Below are 21,313 nucleotides of genomic sequence, written 5' to 3'. Positions count from 1 at the left end.
GGCAGGTTTTTTGTTTGTCTTTCTATCAAAAAGGGGTATGAGTAAAAAAGACCTATAAAGATAGGAGGAACTTTTATGGAATGGGTAAATTCCTTAGTGGACTGGGCAAATAATTACTTATGGACGTACATATTGATTGCTCTCTTAATTGGTGCAGGCCTTTATTTTTCGGTTCGCACAAAATTTGTTCAGTTTCGCATGTTTGGGGAAATGTTCCGTGTCATTACGGAAAAGAAAGAAACAGATACAGGCGTCTCTGCTTTCCAGGCGTTTACAATTAGTACTGCCTCTCGTGTGGGGACAGGGAATATCACAGGAGTCGCGCTGGCTATCGGTATTGGTGGTCCGGGAGCAGTGTTTTGGATGTGGCTCATTGCCATTATCGGAATGGCTACTGCTTTTGTGGAGAGTACACTTGCTCAAGTGTACAAAGTCCGCGATGGTGATGAGTTCCGCGGGGGACCTGCATACTACATGGAAAAGGCTCTTGGCCAAAGAAAAGTGGCTATCGTGTTCAGTATTTTACTGACACTGAGTTTCGGATTTATTTTTAATGCCGTACAATCGAACACCATTGCGGTTTCGGTAAGTGATGTATTTAACATTCCGACTTGGGTGATCGGTCTTGTACTCGTTCTCTTATCCGCTGTCATTATTTTTGGTGGTGTTCACCGAATCGTTAAAGTGACGCAAATCATTGTACCGGTGATGGCGGTATTATACATCGCTATTGCTCTTTTCGTGGTCTTTACTAATTTATCAGAACTCCCTGGGTTTTTCTCCTTAATCTTTAGTCATGCATTTGGACTCCAAGAAGCTGTTGGAGGAGGCGTGGGGGCAGCCATTATGCAAGGTGTGCGTCGTGGATTATTCTCAAATGAAGCGGGGATGGGCTCCGTACCAAATGCAGCTGCCACTGCCAATGTTTCTCACCCGGCGAAACAGGGACTCGTGCAAAGTTTAGGTGTATTCTTTGACACGATTATCATTTGTACCGCGACGGCGTTCATTATACTCCTATCCGATTTCTATAAGACAGCTACAGACGACGGCATCATCTTAACGCAAAATTCTCTAGCGGATCATGTAGGAAGTTGGGCACCATACTTTGTGGCGATTGCGATTATTTTCTTCGCTTTCAGCTCGATTGTGGGGAACTACTATTACGGAGAAACCAACATTGAACTAATTAATGCACACCGAGGTTGGTTACAAGGATACCGTATTCTCGTTCTTGCGATGGTGATGTTTGGTGCACTTGCCAAAGTGCAATTAGTTTGGAACATGGCCGACCTTTTCATGGGACTCATGGCCGTCATCAATATTGTCGTCATCCTTATTCTCGGTAAACTTGCCGGAAAAGTACTCGATGACTATGTCGCCCAGCGTAAACGTGGACTGGATCCACAATTCTATGCCAAAAATATTGCGGGCCTGACGAACACAGAATGTTGGGATGAAGATGCTCCGGAAACAAAATAACCATCACTATACCTCTCCGTTTAGGTTACAAACGGAGGGGTATAGTTTTTTAGAACCATGTAAAGAATTATTCAGACGGAGGTGACGAGGATGAGTGACATATCACATCCAATCGTGAAACAAGCATTAGAAGCCTTACTTGCAAAAGAAGATTTTTTGCCAGTTTGTAAAGGAGAAAGTAGAGAAAAAGCATTCAAATCGATGGAAGCTATTCTGTCTACTCCAAACCAAATTCACAAGGCATACATACGAATGCCGCTTGAAAATGGCGAAGTTGTACGTATACCCGCATTTCGTGTGCAGCATAACAATGCGTTAGGACCATATAAAGGCGGAATTCGGTTCCATGAATCAGTCAACGAACACGAAGTCGAGAACCTGTCCTTCCTCATGACATTGAAAAATGCCCTACACAACGTACCATACGGTGGCGGAAAAGGCGGAATTGTTATAGATCCACGGGCTTACAGTGAGCGTGAACTGCACCGACTTTGTATAAAATATGTGCGAAACTTTAATGATGTACTAGGTCCGGATAAAGACATTCCCGCTCCAGACGTTGGCTCTGGTGAACGTGAGATGGATTGGATGATGGCGGAATATAAAAAAATTAATCATGGGCAACCGTACCTAGGCAGCTTTACTGGGAAAAGTGTAGAGAATGGTGGATCATTAGGACGCCGCGAAGCGACAGGGAAAGGCGTCTATTTCTCAATGCGTTATCTTCTTCATGATTATGTCGAGCAGAATCGAACGACTCTAGAGGGCAGTGATAATGCCTTTGCCAAAACTACGCTTGAACACGCAGGGCGTGCCCTCAAAGTAGCCGTACAAGGTTTTGGAAACGTGGGGTCTGTCACAGCGCTTGAAGCATATCGTGATAAGAAACTGCAAAACAAAGTGGTGGCTGTCTCCGACCGAAATGTTACTTTAGTCAATATGGATGGCCTTGATATTCCTGCACTTGTAGAATATACAAGTAAGAATAAAGGGGACTTACCAGTAACGGATGAGCTCCTGAAGGAAATCAATGTCGAGGCAAAGATTGAATCTCGTGAAGCAATTTTAACAATGGATATTGATGTACTTATTTTAGCCGCACTAGAAGATCAAATTCATCAGGATAACTGGAAAGATATCAATGCTCGAGTGATTGTGGAAGGGGCGAACGCACCTAGTACAGCAGAAGCGGATGACCAGCTGGCTAAAAAAGGCGTCGTGATCATTCCAGACATTCTAGCAAATGCAGGCGGGGTCATTGTGTCGTATCTAGAGTGGTTGCAAGGGCGTGAAACTCAGTTCTTTACGGAAGAGGAAGTGTTCCAGAAGCTTTATGAAAAAATGGGTCACACAATGGAAACAATTTTACCTCAGTACTATGCAGATCCATTTGCTCTCCGACAAAATGCGTTTATTCATGCGGTTGGAAGGTTGTCCGAAGTGCTGTACCGACAAGGGAAGTTATATTAAAAAAGAGAAGGCTCAGTGAACTGAACCAAAAAAGTTAGACACTCGTCTAACTTTTATGGGGCAGTTCTAATCAGGCCTTCTCTTTTTCAATGTCTGCAAGAATCGGGTCTTTTATATAGGGAGGCTCCAGACGTTTGGCTTCTAGTTCGAGGCGCATCTTTTCCGTCTCTAAAACAAAGTTTTCGTTGCGAAGGCGTTCAAGCTCTAGTTCCTCTTTCAAATGACCAATTTTTAGCTCTTCTAACTTTCGTCTATTTTTCATCCAGCTGTCAATAAGACCAGCACCCACACTAATTGCCACAATTGCTACAATCCACCACATTCGGCATGCCACCTTTGTCTGTTTCTATATCTATACGGTAAACGAGGGAGAAAGTTTCATTAAAAAAACGAGTGAAATAAGGGGAGTGACCCAAATAAGGGGTTCATTGATACCAAAGGATGCTTTCATTGATACCAAAACCACCTCATTCTGAGAATTGATCAAAGTATGGGAGGGATTTGTGTCTTAATCGAACCAAACACAGGGTCGAATGATACCAAAGGATGCTTTCATTGATACCAAAACCACCTCATTCTGAGAATTGATCAAAGTATGGGAGGGATTTGTGTCTTAATCGAACCAAACACAGGGTCGAATGATACCAAAGGAGTATTAGATTGATACCAAATAATTAAAACAGTCAAATTAGATAGTCATTTCCTTGTTCGTGAAGGAAAAAAAGGACGAGAATAGAGTATGCCCTATTCTCGCCCTGTTTTCAATTCTATTGTTGATCAGATGTATACATCTAGCTTATGCAGGGTTTAATTCAAGCTCAATATCAATTTTGATATCTTCGCCTACAAGAACGCCACCTGTTTCAAGCGTTTGGTTCCAAGTTAATCCGAAATCTTTACGGTTGATTTTTGTGTCCGCAGAGAAAGCAACAACTTCTTGGCCCCATGGGTTTGTGCCTTTTCCTTCGTATTCAGCATCAAATGTAACTTCTTTCGTTACATCTTTAATCGTTAGGTCGCCAGTCACTTTGTACTCGTCGCTTCCTTTTGATTCGATGTTTGTTGCTTTGAACGTGATAGAAGGGTACTGCTCAACATCAAAGAAATCACCAGAACGTAAGTGGTTGTCACGGTCTGTGTTGTTTGTATTGATAGAAGCTACATCAATTGTGAATTCAATTGTAGCACCTGTTAGATCTTGTTCGTTTCCTTCAATGTTTGCTGAGAACTCATTAAAGTTTCCGCGAACTTTTGATACCATCATGTGTTTAAGTGAGAATCCGATGCTAGAGTGTGCTGTGTCGACTGTGTACTTTGTCATTTGTTTTTCTCTCCTTTAAATTCGTAATTGTCAAAAAGTATACCAATCATTTATTTCGAAATCAAGATATATGGGCAAAAAAATAAATAACTGGTTACTTTACGTAACTTAATATATAATAATTATAAAGGCACGTCAAGTAATTAAATAATGTTTTTTGCCAAAATCGTTATTTTTTTTTATACTACTATCTAGAGGAGTGGAAATCATGAAAGAGACTGCACTTTGTCCTCGACTATCGAATGCAATGGATTTGTTAGGAAAACGCTGGACAGCATTAATTTTATATCAGCTATTAAATGGCCCTAAACGTTTCAATGAAATTGAATCTTCCATGCCAATCAGTGGACGGTTGTTATCCGAACGATTAAAAGAACTTGAAAGCCAAGGCCTCGTTACACGTGAAATTTATTCTGAAGTACCTGTACGCGTTGAATATACGTTGACTGAAAAAGGTGGCGCATTGCGTCAAGTGATCGAAGGCATAGAACAATGGTCACAACAGTGGACATAAGAATTGGTTCTTGCCACGTTCTTCGTTCCATACCATACTAGAACGTAACGTATTGTTTTTTTATAGAAAGGATTGGCTTTATTGTCTAAACAAAAATGGTTTGATGATTTATCTGCCCTACTACCTGCACATACAGTGAAGATGAATGAACTCTTATCTCTTCATACCATCACTCGCATGGGTGGACCGGCAGATGTATTTGTATCACCTGAATCACAAGCACAAACAATTGCTGTTGTGAATTACGCAGCACAGTATAAAATTCCACTGCTTCTACTGGGCAACGGCTCGAACATGGTCGTGCGTGACGGGGGGGTTCGTGGAATCGTTCTTCAATTGACAAAACTCACTGAAATTACGATCACGAATACACACGTCTATGCAGAAAGTGGTGCAGCAATTATCGACGTATCCAAACAAGCAGCCGCTAAAGGATTGACAGGGCTTGAGTTCGCATGCGGCATTCCAGGCACAGTTGGCGGCGCTATGGTTATGAACGCAGGTGCCTATGGCGGAGAAATTCAAGACGTCATATTACAGTGTACGGTGTTGACACCTGAAGGAGAACTCTTAATTTTAAAGAAAAACGATCTTGACCTTGGGTACCGAACGAGCATTATCGCGAAAAAAGGATATTACGTTTTATCTGCCGAGTTTGGCCTGACACAAGGAGAACAACAAGCTATCGATGAGAAAATTGAGGATTTAACGTTTCAACGGACATCGAAGCAACCGCTTGAATATCCATCAGCTGGTAGTGTGTTTAAACGTCCTCCGGGGTATTTTGCAGGAAAGCTGATTCAAGATAGCGACTTGCAAGGAAAAGGGTTTGGTGGAGCAGAGGTTTCCACAAAGCACGCAGGGTTCATCGTCAATAAAAATAATGCAACTGCAACAGATTATATTGAAACGATTCGTATGGTGCAACGTACGGTGAAAGAAAAATTTGGTGTGGAATTAGAATTAGAAGTAAAAATCGTAGGAGAAGAGAAGTGAGCCGACTGGCTTGCTTCTTTTTGTTTATGAGAAGGAAATTCATTTCTACTGTCGAATGAAAGATGGTAAGGGGGAATTCGACATGAAGCAGGGAAGGAAAATCACGCTTTGGGTGTTAGGCATCATCGTTACTCTTGCACTCATTGCCGTACTGATAGTTAACTGGTTCATCGGCAGTACAAAACCAGTTATTGAAGGGGAACTCGCAATGCCTAGTCTGGAGGAAGAAGTCCTGGTTACACGGGATGAAGAAGGGGTGCCACATATTGATGCGAAATCGGATGCGGACCTTTACCGTGCGCAAGGTTTTGTTCAGGCACAGGATCGATTGTTTCAAATGGACCTAGCCCGTCGCCAAGCAAGTGGACGTTTGGCAGAAGTCGTCGGAGAAGCGGCCTTGTCTACGGATCAATTTTTTTTAACGTTTAGTCTTCGTGACGCTGCTAAAAAATCTTACGAGGGATACAGCGAAGAAGCAAAACAAGTTCTTGCCTGGTATGCAGAAGGAGTCAACGATTTTATTCGTTTCGCTAAAGAAGACAGCCAATTGAGTTACGAATTTACATTGCTCGGCTATGAACCAGAAGAATGGACACCTGTAGATTCGTTAACCATCGGTAAATACATGGCCTATGACTTAGGTGGAAACTGGTCGACACTTGCGATTCGTCACTGGGCACTTCAAAACTTAGCAGAATCAAAAGCGCAAGAACTATTTATTACCTATCCAGATGTGTCACAAGCAATTCTAGAAGCGAATAAACAAACGCCAGTGCAAGTAGGGGCAAATTTCCCGACAGATATCTTGCCTCATCCATTCAACGGAAGCAACAACTGGGTAGTAGCAGGCAGTAAAACCGCCTCAGGGGAACCACTTCTTGCGGACGACCCACACTTGGGTCTTAGCACTCCCTCTATTTGGTATCAGATGCACCTTATGTCTCCTGAACAAAATGTCAGCGGTGTTATCTTTGCAGGGGTTCCAGGAATCATTCTTGGCCATAATGAAGAAGTGGCTTGGGGTGTGACAAATGTAGGTCCGGACGTACAAGACCTTTATATTGAAAAGCCCAACCCGGAGAATCCTTATGAATTTTCATATGACGGAGAATGGGAAGAGGCGGAAGTCAGACACTACGAAATTGGTGTAAAAGATCAAGATTCCGTGTCTTATGAAGTCGTAGTAACACGTCATGGACCGGTCATTTCCGATGTCTTGTATGACGAATCGAATCCAGAGGCAGTCTTCTCGATGCAGTGGACCGCCCTTGAACCGACGCAAGAACTGCAAGCCATCTTGGAGATGAACAAGTCGTCGAACTGGGAAGAGTTTGAATCAGCACTGGAGCAGTTCCACGCGCCTGCACAGAACTTTGTATTTGCTGCAAAAGACGGGACCATTGCCTACAAAGCAAATGGTCGATTCCCATTACGTAAGCAAGGTGACGGGCAACTTCCTGTACCAGGAGACTCATCAGATTATGGCTGGGATGGCTATGTTCCATATGATGAACTTCCACGTACAGTTAATCCGGATGAAGGATTTGTCGCCACGGCGAACAATCAAGTGATTGAAGAAGAGTACCCGTATCACATCACTGATTTTTGGGGACAGTCGTACCGTTACGAACGAATTGCAGAAGTGCTTGAAGCACAGGATGACCTTACAGTGGGAGATATGATGGCGCTTCAAATGGATCAGCACAACTTACAAGCACGGAGATTCTTACCACAAATGTTGGATGCACTCGAAGGTTCCCACCTAGCTACTGACTATGCGGAGTTATGGCAAAGTTTACGAGCGTGGGATCAAATCGACAATAAAGAAATGGCGCAACCTCTCGTCTTTAACAAATGGATTCGAAAATTGCCTGATGTGCTGTTCAAAGATGACATTCCGGAAGATATCTATGCCATGATGCCTGGGAAAGCCAATATCACAGACCAGCTACAGCAAAACTATGCAGATGGAGAGACAAGTGTATGGGTAGAAGAATTCGGTGGGTATGAAGCATGGTTAGAAGCTGCATTTAAAGAAATGATGGGCGAAATGTCTGAGAAACACGGAGCGGACTGGCAAGACTGGAAGTGGGGCGAAGAACATCAGCTGACGTTCAAGCACCCATTGTCTGCAGCCTCTCCGATTCTTGCCAAACTGCTCAATCCAACGCCTGTTCCAATCGGCGGGTCTGCAGTGACGCCTCAAGCAGCTGCTTTCAATGATGCAGGAGAAGTTACACACGGGGCTTCTTGGCGCTTTGTTGCAGACTTAAGTGACTTAACATCCGCATATCATATAGTGGGTCCAGGACAAAGTGGCCATCTGAAATCGAAGTGGTTCCATAGTCAAGTACAGGACTGGGCAGAAGGAAATTATCACAACACGTCCATTACAGGAAACTATGAAGAGTCGTTTGAACTGATTTTGGCACCTGTAAACTAAAAGAGGAAGTCTGTCCAAAATGGGCAGGCTTTTTTAGTGAAATAGATTGCAAATTAAAGAGGAAACGTATATTCTTTGCTTTAAATGATTGTTACATAGGAGGTCCACATGAGGCTTACAGAATGGACAATGGAAGAACAAGAACAGCTCATTCATTTTTTAACAACGAACTCTTGGCCATTCCATGGCAATGCAACACCCGAACGGGAATTGATTGAAAAGACGATTGACGAAGGCGGCTATGAGTCTGATGAGGTCAAGACGTTCTGGGTCGAAAATGAACATGAAGAAAAAGTGGGCATTGTGAAAATTCACGACTTACAAGATGAAATCCCTCTCTTTGACCTTCGAATTGCGGAAGCGGCTCGTGGAAAAGGGTATGGTTCGAAAGCATTGAAACTCGTGACAGAATACGTCTTTTCGTTACCAGAATCAAAGATACGATTAGAAGGGCATACACGACTCGATAACGTGGCGATGCGTAAAACTTTTGAACGGGCAGGGTTTGTTAAAGAAGCGCAACTGCGCCAGGCATGGTTTTCTCCTAAAGAAGACCGTTATTATGATGCAGTTACTTACGGAATGACGCGGGAAGACTTTTTGAAAGGGACGTCTACCCCTGTAGCATGGGACGGTATCATGAGTGTGGAAGACAAACCCACCCGTCCTCTTGTTCCGGAGGAGCTAGAAACAGAGCGACTGCTTGTTCGTGCGCCACGACTCGAGGATGTGCCACTCGTGTGGGAAGCTATTACAGAAAGCTTAGATACATTGAAGCCGTGGATGATTTGGGCGCAACATCATCCGAAGATCGAAGAGACAGAAGCGAGTCTTCGCAAAGCGATGGCTGCCTATCTCACGCAAGAAGATTTCCGGATGCATCTTTTTGAAAAAGAAACTGGAGATTTTGTAGGATCAACAGGCTTTCACCGGATCGATTGGAACCTCGGACGCTTTGAAATTGGCTACTGGTTACGCTCGACATATGAAGGAAAAGGGTACATCACAGAGACTGTCCAGATGCTCACAGATCTTGCGTTCAAAGAACTGGGAGTAAACCGATTAGAAATTCGCTGTGATGAAGACAATCAAGGTAGCCGACGTGTCGCAGAACGTTGCGGCTATCAATTAGAAGGCGTTTTACGAATGAACGCACGCAAGGCAGATTCAAGCGCACTGACAAATACATGTATTTATGCACGTGTAAGACAATAAAAAAAGGGCCACAGCTCAGAAAAGCTGTGGCCTTTTTCTATACCGATCGTTTGCCCATCAATAACTGAACAACGAAAATGATACCAGCGATAATTAATAGGGTGTGGATTAATCCGCCACCAAAATCAAGTAAGAATCCAAGTAACCAAATAACAATAAGTACGACAATCACTAGCCATAAAATTCGGCCCATACTAAACACCTCCTTATTTTAATAAAATAGTATTTGCTTGGCTAGTAGTAAGATACCCCTGGTTTTTTATTCATAAACCTATCTAGTAAAAAAATATAGCGAGTTTGTCGCGTCTCCATTAGTATAGTAAACTTAAGGAACTGAGATGGAGAGGAAGAAGAGACGTGCCGACACCAAGTATGGAAGACCACATTGAACAAATTTATCAGCTGATCGAACAAAAAGGCTATGCACGTGTTTCTGATATTGCAGAAGCGCTGATGGTCCTTCCTTCATCAGTGACGAAGATGGTTCAAAAGCTAGATAAAGACGGATACTTACATTATGAAAAATATCGGGGTTTAACGTTAACACCGAAAGGCAATAAGTTAGGAAAAAAGCTTGTCAAACGACATGATTTACTAGAAAATTTTTTACGTTTGGCTGGCGTCTCCGAGGAATTGATCTATCAAGATGTAGAAGGAATCGAACATCACTTGAGTTGGGAATCCATTGATCGCATCGCGGATCTTGTGTTGTTTTTTGAAGAAAACAGCGACATTCAACAACGCCTCGAAGATTTCCGTAACGATACAAAAATAGAAGAGTAGAGGAGGGTCATTATGGCTGAGATTGAATTTGCAGAAGTACTATCCGTTGAGCTCACAGAAAAAGATGGCTCGAAATGGATCGCTGTAACAGAGACACGAGACGTCGTCGTCATTAATGAATCAGAAGCAAAAGATGATTGGGAAGAAGGTCAACAAGTACAGGTACTCATTTACCGTGACCGAAAAGGAAATGTAGCAGCAACAGGTTATCTACCGACCATTCGAAAAGGAACATATGGCTGGGCGAAAGTTGTTAAAGTGACAGATCGAGACGGCGCGACTGTAGATATTGGAAGTACGCAATCGGCTGTCGTCAAAGCAGAAGACCTCCCAAAACTTCGTGAGTTATGGCCTCAAGTAGGTGATTGTATATTCATGACGTTACGCACGGACCGCGAAGGCGGGTTATATGGCCGCTTGGCTACAGAAGAAAAAATCGAAGAATTGTACGTGGAAGCACCCACTACAGTGTACAACTCAGATCTTGATGCACGTGCCTATCGTTTACTTCCTATAGGAACCTTCTTATTATCGGTCAAAGGCATGTACCGAATCTTTGTCCACCAATCTGAACGTGAGAAAGAACCCCGTTTAGGTGAAGAAGTAAAAGTACGTATTATTGAAGTAAAAGAAGATGGAACGCTGAATGGATCCATGTTGCCGCGTAAACAAGAACGACTTTCAGATGATGCTGAAACTATCTGGCGCTACCTTCAATCAGTAGGTGGAAAAATGCCGTTTGGTGACAAATCTACCCCGGAAGAAATCAAAGAAATGTTTTCTTTAAGTAAAGCTGCGTTCAAACGTGCTTTAGGGAAGTTGATGAAGGATGGAAAAGTAGAGCAACACGACGGATGGACCATTTCAAAATTGTAAGGAAACTTTTCGGATGGACGAACGTTTACTACTTTGAAAGGGGAAACGATGATGAAAAAAATCCTACTGAGTATTCTCGCACTTATGTTGCTTTTACCAATTTCTGCACTAGCAGATACTGAAAAAAATCAAGAAGTTATAGATGAAAAATTAGGCGTCCCAATTGTTGTCTATGGTGCTAACCTTACAGCTGAACAGAAAGTAAGCGTTCAACAGGCGTTGAAAGTATCCGAATCCGCTACTATCGAAGAGATTGAGGTGACTGGGGCGGACCTTGCGACGTATATTAAAGACGGAAACCCTTCTGCACGCATGTTCTCTTCAGCCAAGATAACCCGTACCGAAGAAGGGAAAGGGCTTGTTATATCTATTGTGACACCAGATAATATTACTCAAGTAACGAATGAAATGTACGCAAATGCCATGCTAACAGCAGGTATTGAAAATGCGACAGTTGAAGTAGCTGCACCAAGTCCGGTGACAGGTCACTCAGCACTTGTGGGAATCTATAAAGCCTATGAAGCTACAGGTGAACAATTGGATTCAGAAAGAACAGATGTAGCTAATGAAGAATTATCTGTAGCGACAATCCTGTCGGAAGAATCCGGTGTGGATCAGGAGAAAGTAAGTGAATTGTTAACTGAAATTAAAAAACAGATTGCTGAACAAAATCCAGCCACTCGAGAAGATGTCGAACAAATTGTTTCGGATCAATTATCTCGTCTACAAATTGAACTGTCTGAACAGGATCGCCAATTGTTGATTGATTTGATGGATCGCATTCGTCAGCTCGATATAGATTTTAGCCAGTGGTCGACCCAATTAAATGATCTTAGCAAAACGATTCAAGACCAGCTTACTACGATTGTGGAAAACGAGGGCTTTTGGAACAGCGTTCGGAAGTTTTTCGACGACTTAATGACGTCCATTCGCTCCATTTTTAACTAACGATTACTAGAAGCATCCTTACAAGGGATGTTTCTTTTCTTTTTTTGTGAAAGTGCGTATACTACAACTAATCTCGAATTCAAGATAAGGGGAAATCGTATGAAACTTGCAGGGATTCACCACGTGTCAGCCATCACAAAAGATGCAGTGAAAAATCATCACTTCTTTACACATATTTTAGGTATGCGTCTTGTTAAGAAGAGTGTGAATCAAGACTCTCCATCCACTTATCATTTATTTTATGCAGACGCTGTCGGAACACCAGGTACAGATATGACGTACTTCGATATTCCAATGGCCGGTAAAACCTACCCAGGAGTATCGAGTATCAGTAGCACAGGCTTCCGAATCCAATCAAAAGAAGCCTATGATTTTTGGTATGACCGCCTCACGTCATTTAAAGTTCCAAATGTTAAGAAATCGGAGGCTTTTGGTCGCCCCGTGATCTACTTTGAAGACTTTGAAGGGTCCCGGCTCCATCTCGTTGTTGACGAGGGAGTAGGTATTCCATATGGAGAGCCTTGGGTAACGCCCGAAATTTCGGAGGCATTTGCCATTGTAGGGCTCGGGCCGTCGTATGTAACCGTACGCCATGCTGAGCGGACAGTTGCAACGTTAACAGACATTTTAGGATTTGTGAAAGCAGGGAGTTATCCATCAGATGTTCCGAATATGCCTGATGTAGAGGTGTTAACGACGGGTAAAGGAGGTCCTGCTGGGGAAGTCCATGTTTATACAAGGACAGATTTACCACCAGAACGTCCAGGACGAGGCAGTGTCCATCACGTCGCATTTCGTATACCAAACATGGAAGACTATCCGAAGTGGCAAGAGCGACTGACGAAGGCTGGATACCAAACGTCTGGATTAGTCGACCGCTATTATTTCAAATCCATTTATTTTCGTGAGCCGAGTGGCATACTCTATGAATTAGCAACGGATGAACCTGGTTTTGCCACGGATGAACATCTTGAAAAACTTGGAGAACAGCTCGCGCTTCCGCCATTCTTAGAAGGGAAGCGACAAGAAATTGAAGCCAAACTTCGTCCGTTGACGTTCTAATGTGAAAATATGATAGACTAAGAAAAAGGAGTGATGATTCATGGAATTTCAATACACGGAATTAGGAAATGATGTCTTTGCTTATCAGGCTCGAGAAGGTAATGAAAAAGTGGGAGAGATTACGTGGACATTGTTGGGCGATATTATGGTCATGGATCATACATTTGTTTCTCCGAGCGTGCGCGGTGGTGGAGTAGCTAAGAAACTACTGGATCAAGCTGCTGACTATGCACGAAAAAATGATTATAAAATGGAAGCGGTATGTTCCTATGTGGTAACTGCATTCGATCGATACAAAGAGTACGATGACGTGAAGGCATAATAAAAGGCAATCCGGTTCGCTCAGAACTTGGATTGCCTTTATCTTGGACGTTGGTTCATCATATAAAGAATACCACAAGTGCAGTCAGTCCAGTTGCGCCTGCTAATGTATAAAGAAAATCTCCTTGTGAAAACACGAGTTTCTTTTCCATGTCATTCATCCTCTCTTAGTGTAATATTGTCTACTTTTTAAATACCCGCGAAGAAGGCGCTTAATCTAGTTTTTTTGTCCTATTTTATGGGTATACCGAGTTTAGATGAAACATTTTTATCTAATAAACGTACATGTACTGTACAATTCAACAGGGAGGAATCTACATGAACTTTTCAAGAACAGGTGAAATCGCACTTGGTATTATCGGTGCAGTCTTCACATTTATCTCCATTATTTTAATGGTCTTATTTGTTTCTGGCGGAAGCGCTGCTTTTCAAGACGAGGCGGTCCTACAAGAAATTGAGAGTGAGTTAGCAGCTGATCCAACGCTTGCCGGTGAGGATTTAGATGTCATTATGCAAGGTGTTGGAGGATTTATTGATGTCTTTGGCATTTTTGGATGGACGCTTGTCGTGCTGCTTGTCATTAGTTTGATTTTCAATATTTTAGCCATCATCAATATCTCGAAAAACAAGAATCCAAAGCGTGCGGGAATCTTCTTTATCATTGCTGGGATTTTTGCATTCTTCTTATCTTTAACATCTATTCTTCTCTACATTGCGGCGATTATGAGCTTTGTACGCAAACCACCCTTTAGCGATGACCAAATGACGACAAAAGATGATTTGACTTATTACGAACCAAATCGTCCACTATAAAAAAATGGCCCCAACCTTTAGCTGAAGGTTGGGGTTTTTAATGGGTATTGATATTGAGCTGTTGTGACTTGATGACCTTCAAAATACTCCTCGAATTCATCCACAAGTTGAAAACCAATTTTTTCATAAAAAGCTCTTGCAATCTCATTCGTGCTTTCTACATAGACGTGCAATTGCTCGCCAGTCGCACGCAACTCTTCTAGACCATGTGCTACAAGTTTCGTCCCAAAGCCCAGATTCATCTTGCTCGGCATTATGTAGAGGGCCGTCAACTCTGAGTCGCCATCCTCATCAACTTTAGTAAAACTTACAAAGCCACAAACGATTTGCTGATCTTCTATCACGTACATAAGCGTTTTTTCAAGCTGTTTACTTAGCATAGCTGCAGAATAGGTGCGTTCAAACCAGTCTTCCTGCACTTCTACTGGAAACAGGGAAGCATAGGTTTCTTTCCAACTGGCAAGAGCAACTTCGCGCACGGCAACTATATCGTTATCAGTCATTCTCCGGATCAAAACCATCACCTCTAAACTATTTCAGTCATCATACCAAATTTCTGGTTGACATGCTAGAATATATGTCATAATTGAACCAAAATGAGGAGGAATGCCGAGTGTGGACATCTAGTGAATTTGATGCATTATCCACGAAAGAACTGTATGAAATCTTAGAGCTCCGAGTCAATGTGTTTGTGGTTGAACAGACATGCCCATACCCGGAACTTGATGGAATGGACTATGATGCCATACATATTCAGTACAGAGAGCATGGTAAGCTTTTAGCATATTGCCGGGTGCTCCCCCCAGGAAAATACGCAGAACCTTCTATAGGACGTGTGATTGTTGAAGAATCTAAGCGCGGAAGCGGTTTGGCAAATGACCTCATGATACGTGCTGTAGAGGAAACCGAGAATCGCTATAAAGAAAGTTCTATTCGACTGTGTGCACAAGCGCATCTACAATCGTTCTATAGAAGATTTGGTTTTGAAACGGTCTCTGAAGAATTTTTAGAAGATGGGATCCCGCATGTCTATATGATTCGAAATTAATTTTGCAAGACAGGTTAGTTTTTAAAAGATCAGGGTACTAATAGAATATGAATTCAGATTTAATATGAAAAATTGGAGGGAATAGATATGGCTAAAAAATCAGGTGGATCTAACTTATTAGTAGCAGGTATTGCTGCAGCGGCTTATGCTTACTTCAGCAAGAAAGAGAATCGTGATAAAGCGATGGTTCAATTTAATAACTTAAAAACGAAGATGAACAACTATATGGAAAACTCATCGACATCTAAATCATCTTATGGAACAGCGGGTCATCCCGATCCACAAGATGTGGACGATAACAAAATGGTGGATGAAGGCGCGATGACAAGTGTGCAGTACTATAACGAGGAAGTTCAAGATAAATCAAAAAAGAAAAAAGATACAGATGTATCCAATAAAGAAGTTGATTACAACTAAAAAAGGGGCTCCCTCGAGCCTCTTTTTTTTGAAAGAATTTATAAAGAGGAGAGTTGAGCATGAAACGAGCTGTCATAATTTATAACCCTTCTTCAGGGAAAGAACTGGCAACAGAATACAAGGATCGGGTCATTGAAGTATTAGAATTTATGCAGTATGAAGTGTCTACTAAGGAGACAACTGGACCGGAAGATGCAACCAGGTTTGCTAAAGAGGCTTGTGAAGAAAAAATCGATTTTGTGGTAGGCATGGGTGGTGACGGCACGATCAATGAACTAGTGAATGGGATCGCTGAACAAGATCATATGCCACTGTTTTCTTTTATACCGCTTGGCACAGTCAATGATTTTGCACGCGCACTTGGGATTCCTCTTGATGCAGAGACGGCTATCGAAGCACTCAAAGTAGGGAAAGAGAAGACAGTAGATATCGGAAAGATAGGCTCATCGTATTTTATGAACATTGTTGCCATTGGTGAGATTGCTTCAAAGGTTGCGGATACTTCCGTAGAATCTAAGACTCGCTTAGGGTCACTAGCGTATCTGTTAGAAGGGACCAAAGCGATTCTTCAAGACAATGAAGTGACGATGACCATTACGCATGATCACGGCAAGTGGGACGGAAACATGACACTTGTGTTAATTGCTTTAACGAATTCCGTGGGCGGTTTTGAGAAGTTAGCGCCAGATGCCAAGGTAGACGATGGATTCTTACATGTATTTATCGTTCATGAATCAGGAATTCCTGGATTTTTACGTGTAGGAACCAAATTGTTGCAAGGGAAAATCGCAGAAGATGATGGAGTAGACTATATTAAGACATCTAAAGTACACATTGAGACCTCCGAAGAACTATTTTGCAATGTGGATGGAGATGAAAGAAACTGTACACCTGTAGAGATTAAGGTGCTTCCTCGTCATTTACGAGTCCTAGTTCCGGTAAAATTGGAAAATATTTAGTACGAAGTATTGGTTAACCGATAAAAATGTATTAAAATAGAGAGATAAAATGTGTGAAAGAAAAAGAGGTCAGGCCAAATGCTAACAAAAATTCATAAAAATCCACTTTCATCTGACAAATTATTTCTTGAAACTTTTTCCAGTTCTTTCTTGGAATACAGTGCAGATTCTTCAAATGATGTTCTCGCAGAACGCTATTTCCTGTTAGAAAAAGAAATGTTCCATGATATGCAGACACTGGATATTGCCCAAGCAAGGGAGCGGTTACGCCTTATCATTGATGCGCTGAGTCAGTTAACAGGCAAAGAGATGATTCGAGCCGCTCGTCTTTTTTACATCCATTTAGCTGCAACAATGGCGCGAAAATTATTAGATAGCCAAGTACCAGCATCTAAATCATTTGCTTTTAGTAGAGCATGCATGGAAGTCATTGATAACCGTATGAGCGATGTGCTCTTTTTACAATGTGGGGAAGAGCTTATTGAATTTTACATTCATGTTTTATCTGAACGTACAAAGCCTCAGTTCAATCATCAAACCGTTAATAAAGTGATTTTATACATAAACGATGAAATCGAGACCGATCTTTCCGTAGAAGCTATCGCCCAGCGTTTCAATATAAGCACAAGTCATTTGTCTCGTATATTCCGTGAACATACAGGCATTACACTCGTCGAATATTTAAATGTGCGTAAGGTAGAGGAATCTCAATACTTCCTGCGGCATACATCAAAATCCATTGCAGATATCTCAGAACAATTCCACTTCTGCAATCAATCTTACTTTACACGCATTTTCAAAAAATATACGACAGTGACACCTAAGCAGTTCCGGGACCACTCGGAAACGACATTCTTTCAATTTTCATTTGAAGAAAGTGTCAACTGAGTGAACTTCCCTATTAGCGTTTGATTAATAGGGAAGTTTTAGTATATAGTAGGGATAGTTTGAAAAATGAAGGTGACGAGATTGAAGAAAAAATGGAGCTTGGCCGGATTGCTAGTGGCCACAGTCCTTTTCCTTGGCGGCTGTGCCGGCGTTGAGAACAAGGAAGGGAATTTTTATAACATCTTTGTCCGACCGTTTGATTGGGCATTAGATTATTTTGGAACATTGTTTAGCGGAAGCTATGGTCTTGCGATCATCGCCATTACTGTGATTATTCGTCTTGTCCTTATGCCACTTATGTTACGCAACTACAAAGCGCAACAAGGTATGAAAGTAAAGATGGATGCCCTGAAACCGGAAATGGACGACATTCAAAAACGCTTAAAAGCTGCCAAGAATAAAGAAGAGCAAATGGCACTCCAGCAAGAAATGATGGGACTTTACCGGAAACACAATGTCAACCCACTCAACATGGGCTGCTTGCCGATTCTAGTTCAGATGCCAATCATTATGGGACTGTATTTTGCGATTTTGTATTCAGAAGATGTCAAAACCCATGAATTCTTGTGGTTTAGTTTGGGGTCACCTGATGTCGCCATGACATTAATCGCAGGTATTGTGTACTTCTTACAAGCCAAAGTATCACTTTGGACTGTACCTGAACAACAGAAGCAACAAATGAAAATTATGATTTGGATTTCTCCAATCATGATTATGTTGATTTCCTTCACGTCCATGGCAGCTTTGCCACTTTACTGGACGGTCGGTGGTCTCCTGTTGATTTTCCAAACGTACTTAGGGCGTAAATTCTATTCGCAACAACCCGAGAAAGCAGTTGATGCCGCATGAGTGAAAAATTACCTTCACGAACGCGAAATTGGGCATTCGGGATTCCTGTCGTTGCTTCGAGTCTACTTGCGATTTATTTTGTTGTGAAAGGAAATATTAACCTTGCTGTCTTGTTTATGACTCTGGTATTTGTTTTTACGAACAGCTATCGTGCGATTACGTTTAAAGAACGTGGCATGGGAAAAGAAGCAAAGTGGATGAAAGGGATGGCCATCTTTTTTGCCGTTGCTTTCGCTGTCGTTCTAATCATTATTTTGACATAAGAAAAGCGTGTGTTTCCTTAAACTCAAGGGAACACACGCTTTTTTAGATGGTTAACTGTTTTCGTCTTATGACAATCATCAAGAGCGCAGGTAACGAAAACACGAGCATACCTAAGAAGGCATATCCAGGTTGGATATCATAGAGATACCCTCCTATGAAAGTGAGCATTGCACTGCTCAAACTCATCGCAAATGCGGCATATAATCCTTGCGCGGTAGGGATGGAAGCTTTATCGAGTGACCTGGCAATAAATTGAATGAAGGCAAAATGAGCAAGGCCAAAGGATATGGCGTGAAGTACTTGGGATGCGATAAAAACGGAAGCGATAGGAAATAGCCAAATCGCAATCCATCGGACATTTGCTCCGATTGCCGCAATAATAAACATCGTCATAACTTTCCGTTCGCCAAAGAGACGGTCAGCTGCCATGAAAAGCACAATTTCTGCTAAAACAGCAATATTGATAATGACACCGATCCATGCATTGCTAACGCCAATATCTTGAAGGTAAATGAAACTATAGCTATTGTATGAAGCATGCGACCCTTGAATAAGCACAACGATCACGAGAGCAGCAACAAACTCTTTTTGCTTCATTAACACTTTGGCAAGTTGCCAGGTGCTTTGTTGATTTTCCCGAACCGGTTTATCAACCAATGTTTCGGGGGCTTTCCATGCCGTTGCAATGACCACAAATGTCAATGCGCCAATCATGACCCATAGAATCGCTTGTTCTCCGAACCAAGATGTCGTGAAGCCAATAGTGAGTACGGCGGCCATAAATCCAGCAGAACCAAATGAACGACTCCGACCATAATGAATGCGGTCGCGCTGCATGAGAAGTGACGCACAGCTTTCCATGGCAGGTAATAGGTTCGGATACACTAAGCTAAACAAAATCGTGATGATCATCAACATCGCGAAAGAGGATAGTGGAATATACAGAACAAACGTGATGAGTGACCCGATTGCCAATATTCGAAGGAAAATATGTATACTGTAGCGTTTCGTTAACTCAGGGAATAAAACAAGAGTGGAAAAGGCTCGAGCAATCATACCTGCGCCCATGATAATACTGGCAGCGTACACACTCATGTCTTTCACGTTTGTTAAATACCCCGTCCAATAAGGGAGGAACACTCCCCATGTAAAGAAGAAAATAAAAAATTGCAGCGACATCCATTTTTGAGAATGCATTTTACCGACTCCTAACAAATTACCGTTCAATTCTTCCATTATACGCCACCCTTTCGGGAAAGAAAGAATTTTTTCAAGAACCATGGTACACTTAAACTAATTTGCATGAAGGAAGAAGGCTTTACATGAATACGCGATTACAGCTCTACCAAACCAAGAAAAAAAAGAAATGGCCGTGGATTGTTGTGCTTGTCCTTTTATTTGCGGCAGGAGGGGGTACCTATTATGCCACGCATGCTGGGTTGATCAATTGGCAACAGCTGATGGCGAACATCAATACTACTCAACCTACTGAACCAGCTGCACCAGAAGAACCTGCACCAGAAGAACCTACACCTGTCGAACCCCCACCACCTGTTGAGGAAGAAGAGCCAGAAGTAGCAGATCCGTTACCTTTAGAGGAGATTGATCACTCGGGAGCCAAAGGTTATGAAGGAAATGAGACCTTACCGTTAGAACCAACATACATCGATGGGATTCTGATGGCGAGCAAACAATACCCACTGCCTTCTGGTTACGCACCTGGTGAAAGCCCAGAAGCACGAGCTGCGTTTAATGAAATGGCTGCGGCTGCACTTCTTGACGATATTCGATTGGTCGCATTCAGTACATATCGATCGTTTGAACGCCAACAAGAGATTTATGCCCGTTACGTAGGCAACGACGGACAGGAAGCTGCAGACCGATATAGTGCTCGCCCTGGTTATTCGGAACACCAGACAGGACTTGCATTTGATATAGGCGAAGAAAATGCAGAACACCATTTTGCAAGAGAATCGTTTGGAGAGACGGCCGCAGGAAAATGGGTAGCCGAACATGCTCACACTTACGGATTCATCCTCCGGTACCCAAAAGGGAAAGAGAAAATCACAGGGTACATGTACGAACCATGGCATTTTCGTTACATTGGAAAAGAGAAAGCGCAAGCAGTGTATGAATCTGGTCTGACTCTCGAAGAATACTTAGAACAAAGATAATAGTTGTTCTTTCATAGTGAACATCACCTTCGGAAGAAAGAAGTTAACTAGAAAGGGACCTATTTGATATACCGGATTAACTTAAGGAGAGAAGGATATGAGTACATCATTTATTGAACAAGTACATTACATTAGAATTCCTGTAAAAGATTTGGATCTGTCTGCACAATGGTATAGAGATGTGCTAGGGCTCCAGTTACTAAACCATACGGAATCACTTGCCGTATTAAAAGTAAATGAAGGACCTTTCTTACTTATCTTAATACCTACCAAAGATGAAACATTTGCACATTTTACAATTGATAATGAGCAAGAATTTAGCATTGGCTTTACAAGTCCAGAACTATCAAAATTTCATCAACACCTAATTGATAATCAAGTGAAGGTCGAGAATATAAAAGAAGATAAGGGACATGCCTTTTTCCATTTTTATGACCCAAATGGGAATAAACTTCAAGTACACTGGTAAG

25 protein-coding genes are annotated in these 21,313 nt (G+C 42.2%); 20 read left to right on the top strand and 5 right to left on the bottom strand.

Annotated elements, in window-relative coordinates; genetic code table 11:
- The first annotated feature begins 75 nt into the window (after positions 1-75).
- Together ACFO0S_RS07500 and ACFO0S_RS07495 are read left to right on the top strand one after the other, a co-directional pair.
- The gene (locus ACFO0S_RS07500; RefSeq protein ID WP_378141160.1) at positions 76-1,482 is read left to right on the top strand and encodes an alanine/glycine:cation symporter family protein; all 1,407 of its coding nucleotides are present in this window, start codon (positions 76-78) and stop codon (positions 1,480-1,482) included.
- A 90-nt stretch (positions 1,483-1,572) separates the two neighbouring features.
- A complete protein-coding gene (locus ACFO0S_RS07495; protein ID WP_378141159.1) occupies positions 1,573-2,952 on the top strand; it encodes a Glu/Leu/Phe/Val family dehydrogenase in 1,380 nt (459 codons plus the stop codon).
- Positions 2,953-3,022: 70 nt separating this feature from the next.
- Here ACFO0S_RS07495 and ACFO0S_RS07490 read toward each other — a convergent pair whose 3' ends face one another.
- Together ACFO0S_RS07490 and ACFO0S_RS07485 are read right to left on the bottom strand one after the other, a co-directional pair.
- Positions 3,023-3,274: a hypothetical protein gene (locus ACFO0S_RS07490; protein WP_378141158.1), complete on the bottom strand. Its 252-nt coding sequence runs from the start codon at positions 3,272-3,274 to the stop codon at positions 3,023-3,025.
- A gap of 474 nt (positions 3,275-3,748) precedes the next feature.
- A complete protein-coding gene (locus ACFO0S_RS07485) occupies positions 3,749-4,273 on the bottom strand; it encodes a YceI family protein (protein ID WP_378141157.1) in 525 nt (174 codons plus the stop codon).
- 208 nt (positions 4,274-4,481) lie between these two features.
- Between ACFO0S_RS07485 and ACFO0S_RS07480 the strand changes: the two genes are divergently transcribed.
- The 4 genes from ACFO0S_RS07480 (at position 4,482) to ACFO0S_RS07465 (ending at position 9,441) form a co-directional block, all read left to right on the top strand.
- On the top strand, positions 4,482-4,787 hold the full coding sequence (locus tag ACFO0S_RS07480) for a winged helix-turn-helix transcriptional regulator (protein ID WP_378141156.1): 306 nt from the start codon (positions 4,482-4,484) through the stop codon (positions 4,785-4,787).
- A gap of 81 nt (positions 4,788-4,868) precedes the next feature.
- Complete coding sequence (murB, locus tag ACFO0S_RS07475; protein ID WP_378141155.1) at positions 4,869-5,783, top strand: UDP-N-acetylmuramate dehydrogenase; 915 nt, start codon at positions 4,869-4,871, stop codon at positions 5,781-5,783.
- Positions 5,784-5,865: 82 nt separating this feature from the next.
- Positions 5,866-8,226 carry a penicillin acylase family protein gene (locus ACFO0S_RS07470; protein WP_378141154.1) on the top strand — a complete coding sequence of 787 codons (2,361 nt, stop codon included), beginning with the start codon at positions 5,866-5,868 and terminating at the stop codon, positions 8,224-8,226.
- A 108-nt stretch (positions 8,227-8,334) separates the two neighbouring features.
- On the top strand, positions 8,335-9,441 hold the full coding sequence (locus tag ACFO0S_RS07465) for a GNAT family N-acetyltransferase (RefSeq protein ID WP_378141153.1): 1,107 nt from the start codon (positions 8,335-8,337) through the stop codon (positions 9,439-9,441).
- A gap of 37 nt (positions 9,442-9,478) precedes the next feature.
- Here the strand turns inward: ACFO0S_RS07465 and ACFO0S_RS07460 are convergent, their stop codons facing one another.
- Positions 9,479-9,634: a lmo0937 family membrane protein gene (locus ACFO0S_RS07460; RefSeq protein ID WP_378141152.1), complete on the bottom strand. Its 156-nt coding sequence runs from the start codon at positions 9,632-9,634 to the stop codon at positions 9,479-9,481.
- A gap of 164 nt (positions 9,635-9,798) precedes the next feature.
- Here ACFO0S_RS07460 and mntR point away from each other — a divergent pair, with 164 nt between their 5' ends.
- From mntR to ACFO0S_RS07430, 6 genes are all read left to right on the top strand, one after another.
- Complete coding sequence (mntR, locus tag ACFO0S_RS07455; protein ID WP_378141151.1) at positions 9,799-10,224, top strand: transcriptional regulator MntR; 426 nt, start codon at positions 9,799-9,801, stop codon at positions 10,222-10,224.
- Between the two features lie 12 nt (positions 10,225-10,236).
- Complete coding sequence (locus ACFO0S_RS07450) at positions 10,237-11,100, top strand: CvfB family protein (RefSeq protein WP_378141150.1); 864 nt, start codon at positions 10,237-10,239, stop codon at positions 11,098-11,100.
- A gap of 51 nt (positions 11,101-11,151) precedes the next feature.
- Complete coding sequence (locus tag ACFO0S_RS07445; RefSeq protein WP_378141149.1) at positions 11,152-12,048, top strand: DUF1002 domain-containing protein; 897 nt, start codon at positions 11,152-11,154, stop codon at positions 12,046-12,048.
- Positions 12,049-12,147: 99 nt separating this feature from the next.
- Positions 12,148-13,110 carry a ring-cleaving dioxygenase gene (locus tag ACFO0S_RS07440; RefSeq protein ID WP_378141148.1) on the top strand — a complete coding sequence of 321 codons (963 nt, stop codon included), beginning with the start codon at positions 12,148-12,150 and terminating at the stop codon, positions 13,108-13,110.
- 40 nt (positions 13,111-13,150) lie between these two features.
- Positions 13,151-13,432, top strand: a complete 282-nt coding sequence (locus ACFO0S_RS07435; protein WP_378141147.1) for a GNAT family N-acetyltransferase — start codon at positions 13,151-13,153, stop codon at positions 13,430-13,432.
- Positions 13,433-13,749: 317 nt separating this feature from the next.
- Positions 13,750-14,244 (top strand): DUF4064 domain-containing protein, encoded by a 495-nt coding sequence (locus ACFO0S_RS07430; protein ID WP_378141146.1) that lies wholly within the window; start codon positions 13,750-13,752, stop codon positions 14,242-14,244.
- Positions 14,245-14,261: 17 nt separating this feature from the next.
- Here ACFO0S_RS07430 and ACFO0S_RS07425 read toward each other — a convergent pair whose 3' ends face one another.
- Complete coding sequence (locus ACFO0S_RS07425; RefSeq protein ID WP_378141145.1) at positions 14,262-14,759, bottom strand: GNAT family N-acetyltransferase; 498 nt, start codon at positions 14,757-14,759, stop codon at positions 14,262-14,264.
- A gap of 98 nt (positions 14,760-14,857) precedes the next feature.
- Between ACFO0S_RS07425 and ACFO0S_RS07420 the strand changes: the two genes are divergently transcribed.
- The 6 genes from ACFO0S_RS07420 (at position 14,858) to ACFO0S_RS07395 (ending at position 18,668) form a co-directional block, all read left to right on the top strand.
- The gene (locus ACFO0S_RS07420; RefSeq protein ID WP_378141144.1) at positions 14,858-15,292 is read left to right on the top strand and encodes a GNAT family N-acetyltransferase; all 435 of its coding nucleotides are present in this window, start codon (positions 14,858-14,860) and stop codon (positions 15,290-15,292) included.
- An 87-nt stretch (positions 15,293-15,379) separates the two neighbouring features.
- On the top strand, positions 15,380-15,709 hold the full coding sequence (locus tag ACFO0S_RS07415) for a hypothetical protein (RefSeq protein ID WP_378141143.1): 330 nt from the start codon (positions 15,380-15,382) through the stop codon (positions 15,707-15,709).
- Positions 15,710-15,768: 59 nt separating this feature from the next.
- Positions 15,769-16,668, top strand: coding sequence for a diacylglycerol/lipid kinase family protein (locus ACFO0S_RS07410; RefSeq protein WP_378141142.1), 900 nt, complete (start codon positions 15,769-15,771; stop codon positions 16,666-16,668).
- A gap of 78 nt (positions 16,669-16,746) precedes the next feature.
- A complete protein-coding gene (locus ACFO0S_RS07405; RefSeq protein WP_378141141.1) occupies positions 16,747-17,556 on the top strand; it encodes a helix-turn-helix transcriptional regulator in 810 nt (269 codons plus the stop codon).
- A gap of 81 nt (positions 17,557-17,637) precedes the next feature.
- Positions 17,638-18,405, top strand: a complete 768-nt coding sequence (yidC, locus tag ACFO0S_RS07400; RefSeq protein ID WP_378141140.1) for a membrane protein insertase YidC — start codon at positions 17,638-17,640, stop codon at positions 18,403-18,405.
- Positions 18,402-18,668, top strand: a complete 267-nt coding sequence (locus tag ACFO0S_RS07395; RefSeq protein WP_378141139.1) for a hypothetical protein — start codon at positions 18,402-18,404, stop codon at positions 18,666-18,668. Before yidC ends, ACFO0S_RS07395 begins: the two co-directional genes overlap by 4 nt.
- A gap of 43 nt (positions 18,669-18,711) precedes the next feature.
- Here ACFO0S_RS07395 and ACFO0S_RS07390 read toward each other — a convergent pair whose 3' ends face one another.
- Entirely contained in the window at positions 18,712-19,905 is a 1,194-nt protein-coding gene (locus ACFO0S_RS07390) for an MFS transporter (RefSeq protein ID WP_378141138.1), read from the bottom strand.
- An 86-nt stretch (positions 19,906-19,991) separates the two neighbouring features.
- Between ACFO0S_RS07390 and ACFO0S_RS07385 the strand changes: the two genes are divergently transcribed.
- Together ACFO0S_RS07385 and ACFO0S_RS07380 are read left to right on the top strand one after the other, a co-directional pair.
- Complete coding sequence (locus ACFO0S_RS07385; RefSeq protein WP_378141137.1) at positions 19,992-20,843, top strand: M15 family metallopeptidase; 852 nt, start codon at positions 19,992-19,994, stop codon at positions 20,841-20,843.
- Between the two features lie 97 nt (positions 20,844-20,940).
- The gene (locus ACFO0S_RS07380; protein WP_378141136.1) at positions 20,941-21,312 is read left to right on the top strand and encodes a VOC family protein; all 372 of its coding nucleotides are present in this window, start codon (positions 20,941-20,943) and stop codon (positions 21,310-21,312) included.
- Position 21,313: the final 1 nt, after the last annotated feature.

The sequence above is a fragment of the Chryseomicrobium palamuruense genome (assembly GCF_042649045.1).
Taxonomy (GTDB): Bacteria; Bacillota; Bacilli; order Bacillales_A; family Planococcaceae; genus Chryseomicrobium; species Chryseomicrobium palamuruense.
The sequence above is the reverse complement of the archived record's forward strand: the minus strand, read 5'-3'. Positions and strand labels throughout refer to the sequence as shown.

What these genes read in the sequence shown, in the direction of transcription:
- ACFO0S_RS07490 (WP_378141158.1), bottom strand. Translation starts at nt 3,274, where the DNA reads ATGTGGTGGATTGTAGCAATTGTGGCAATTAGTGTGGGTGCTGGTCTT.
- ACFO0S_RS07485 (WP_378141157.1), bottom strand. Translation starts at nt 4,273, where the DNA reads ATGACAAAGTACACAGTCGACACAGCACACTCTAGCATCGGATTCTCA.
- ACFO0S_RS07410 (WP_378141142.1), top strand. Translation starts at nt 15,769, where the DNA reads ATGAAACGAGCTGTCATAATTTATAACCCTTCTTCAGGGAAAGAACTG.
- ACFO0S_RS07385 (WP_378141137.1), top strand. Translation starts at nt 19,992, where the DNA reads ATGAATACGCGATTACAGCTCTACCAAACCAAGAAAAAAAAGAAATGG.
- ACFO0S_RS07440 (WP_378141148.1), top strand. Translation starts at nt 12,148, where the DNA reads ATGAAACTTGCAGGGATTCACCACGTGTCAGCCATCACAAAAGATGCA.
- ACFO0S_RS07390 (WP_378141138.1), bottom strand. Translation starts at nt 19,905, where the DNA reads ATGGAAGAATTGAACGGTAATTTGTTAGGAGTCGGTAAAATGCATTCT.
- ACFO0S_RS07480 (WP_378141156.1), top strand. Translation starts at nt 4,482, where the DNA reads ATGAAAGAGACTGCACTTTGTCCTCGACTATCGAATGCAATGGATTTG.
- ACFO0S_RS07435 (WP_378141147.1), top strand. Translation starts at nt 13,151, where the DNA reads ATGGAATTTCAATACACGGAATTAGGAAATGATGTCTTTGCTTATCAG.
- ACFO0S_RS07380 (WP_378141136.1), top strand. Translation starts at nt 20,941, where the DNA reads ATGAGTACATCATTTATTGAACAAGTACATTACATTAGAATTCCTGTA.
- ACFO0S_RS07405 (WP_378141141.1), top strand. Translation starts at nt 16,747, where the DNA reads ATGCTAACAAAAATTCATAAAAATCCACTTTCATCTGACAAATTATTT.
- ACFO0S_RS07465 (WP_378141153.1), top strand. Translation starts at nt 8,335, where the DNA reads ATGAGGCTTACAGAATGGACAATGGAAGAACAAGAACAGCTCATTCAT.
- ACFO0S_RS07495 (WP_378141159.1), top strand. Translation starts at nt 1,573, where the DNA reads ATGAGTGACATATCACATCCAATCGTGAAACAAGCATTAGAAGCCTTA.
- ACFO0S_RS07500 (WP_378141160.1), top strand. Translation starts at nt 76, where the DNA reads ATGGAATGGGTAAATTCCTTAGTGGACTGGGCAAATAATTACTTATGG.
- ACFO0S_RS07395 (WP_378141139.1), top strand. Translation starts at nt 18,402, where the DNA reads ATGAGTGAAAAATTACCTTCACGAACGCGAAATTGGGCATTCGGGATT.
- ACFO0S_RS07460 (WP_378141152.1), bottom strand. Translation starts at nt 9,634, where the DNA reads ATGGGCCGAATTTTATGGCTAGTGATTGTCGTACTTATTGTTATTTGG.
- ACFO0S_RS07415 (WP_378141143.1), top strand. Translation starts at nt 15,380, where the DNA reads ATGGCTAAAAAATCAGGTGGATCTAACTTATTAGTAGCAGGTATTGCT.
- ACFO0S_RS07470 (WP_378141154.1), top strand. Translation starts at nt 5,866, where the DNA reads ATGAAGCAGGGAAGGAAAATCACGCTTTGGGTGTTAGGCATCATCGTT.
- ACFO0S_RS07450 (WP_378141150.1), top strand. Translation starts at nt 10,237, where the DNA reads ATGGCTGAGATTGAATTTGCAGAAGTACTATCCGTTGAGCTCACAGAA.
- ACFO0S_RS07430 (WP_378141146.1), top strand. Translation starts at nt 13,750, where the DNA reads ATGAACTTTTCAAGAACAGGTGAAATCGCACTTGGTATTATCGGTGCA.
- ACFO0S_RS07445 (WP_378141149.1), top strand. Translation starts at nt 11,152, where the DNA reads ATGAAAAAAATCCTACTGAGTATTCTCGCACTTATGTTGCTTTTACCA.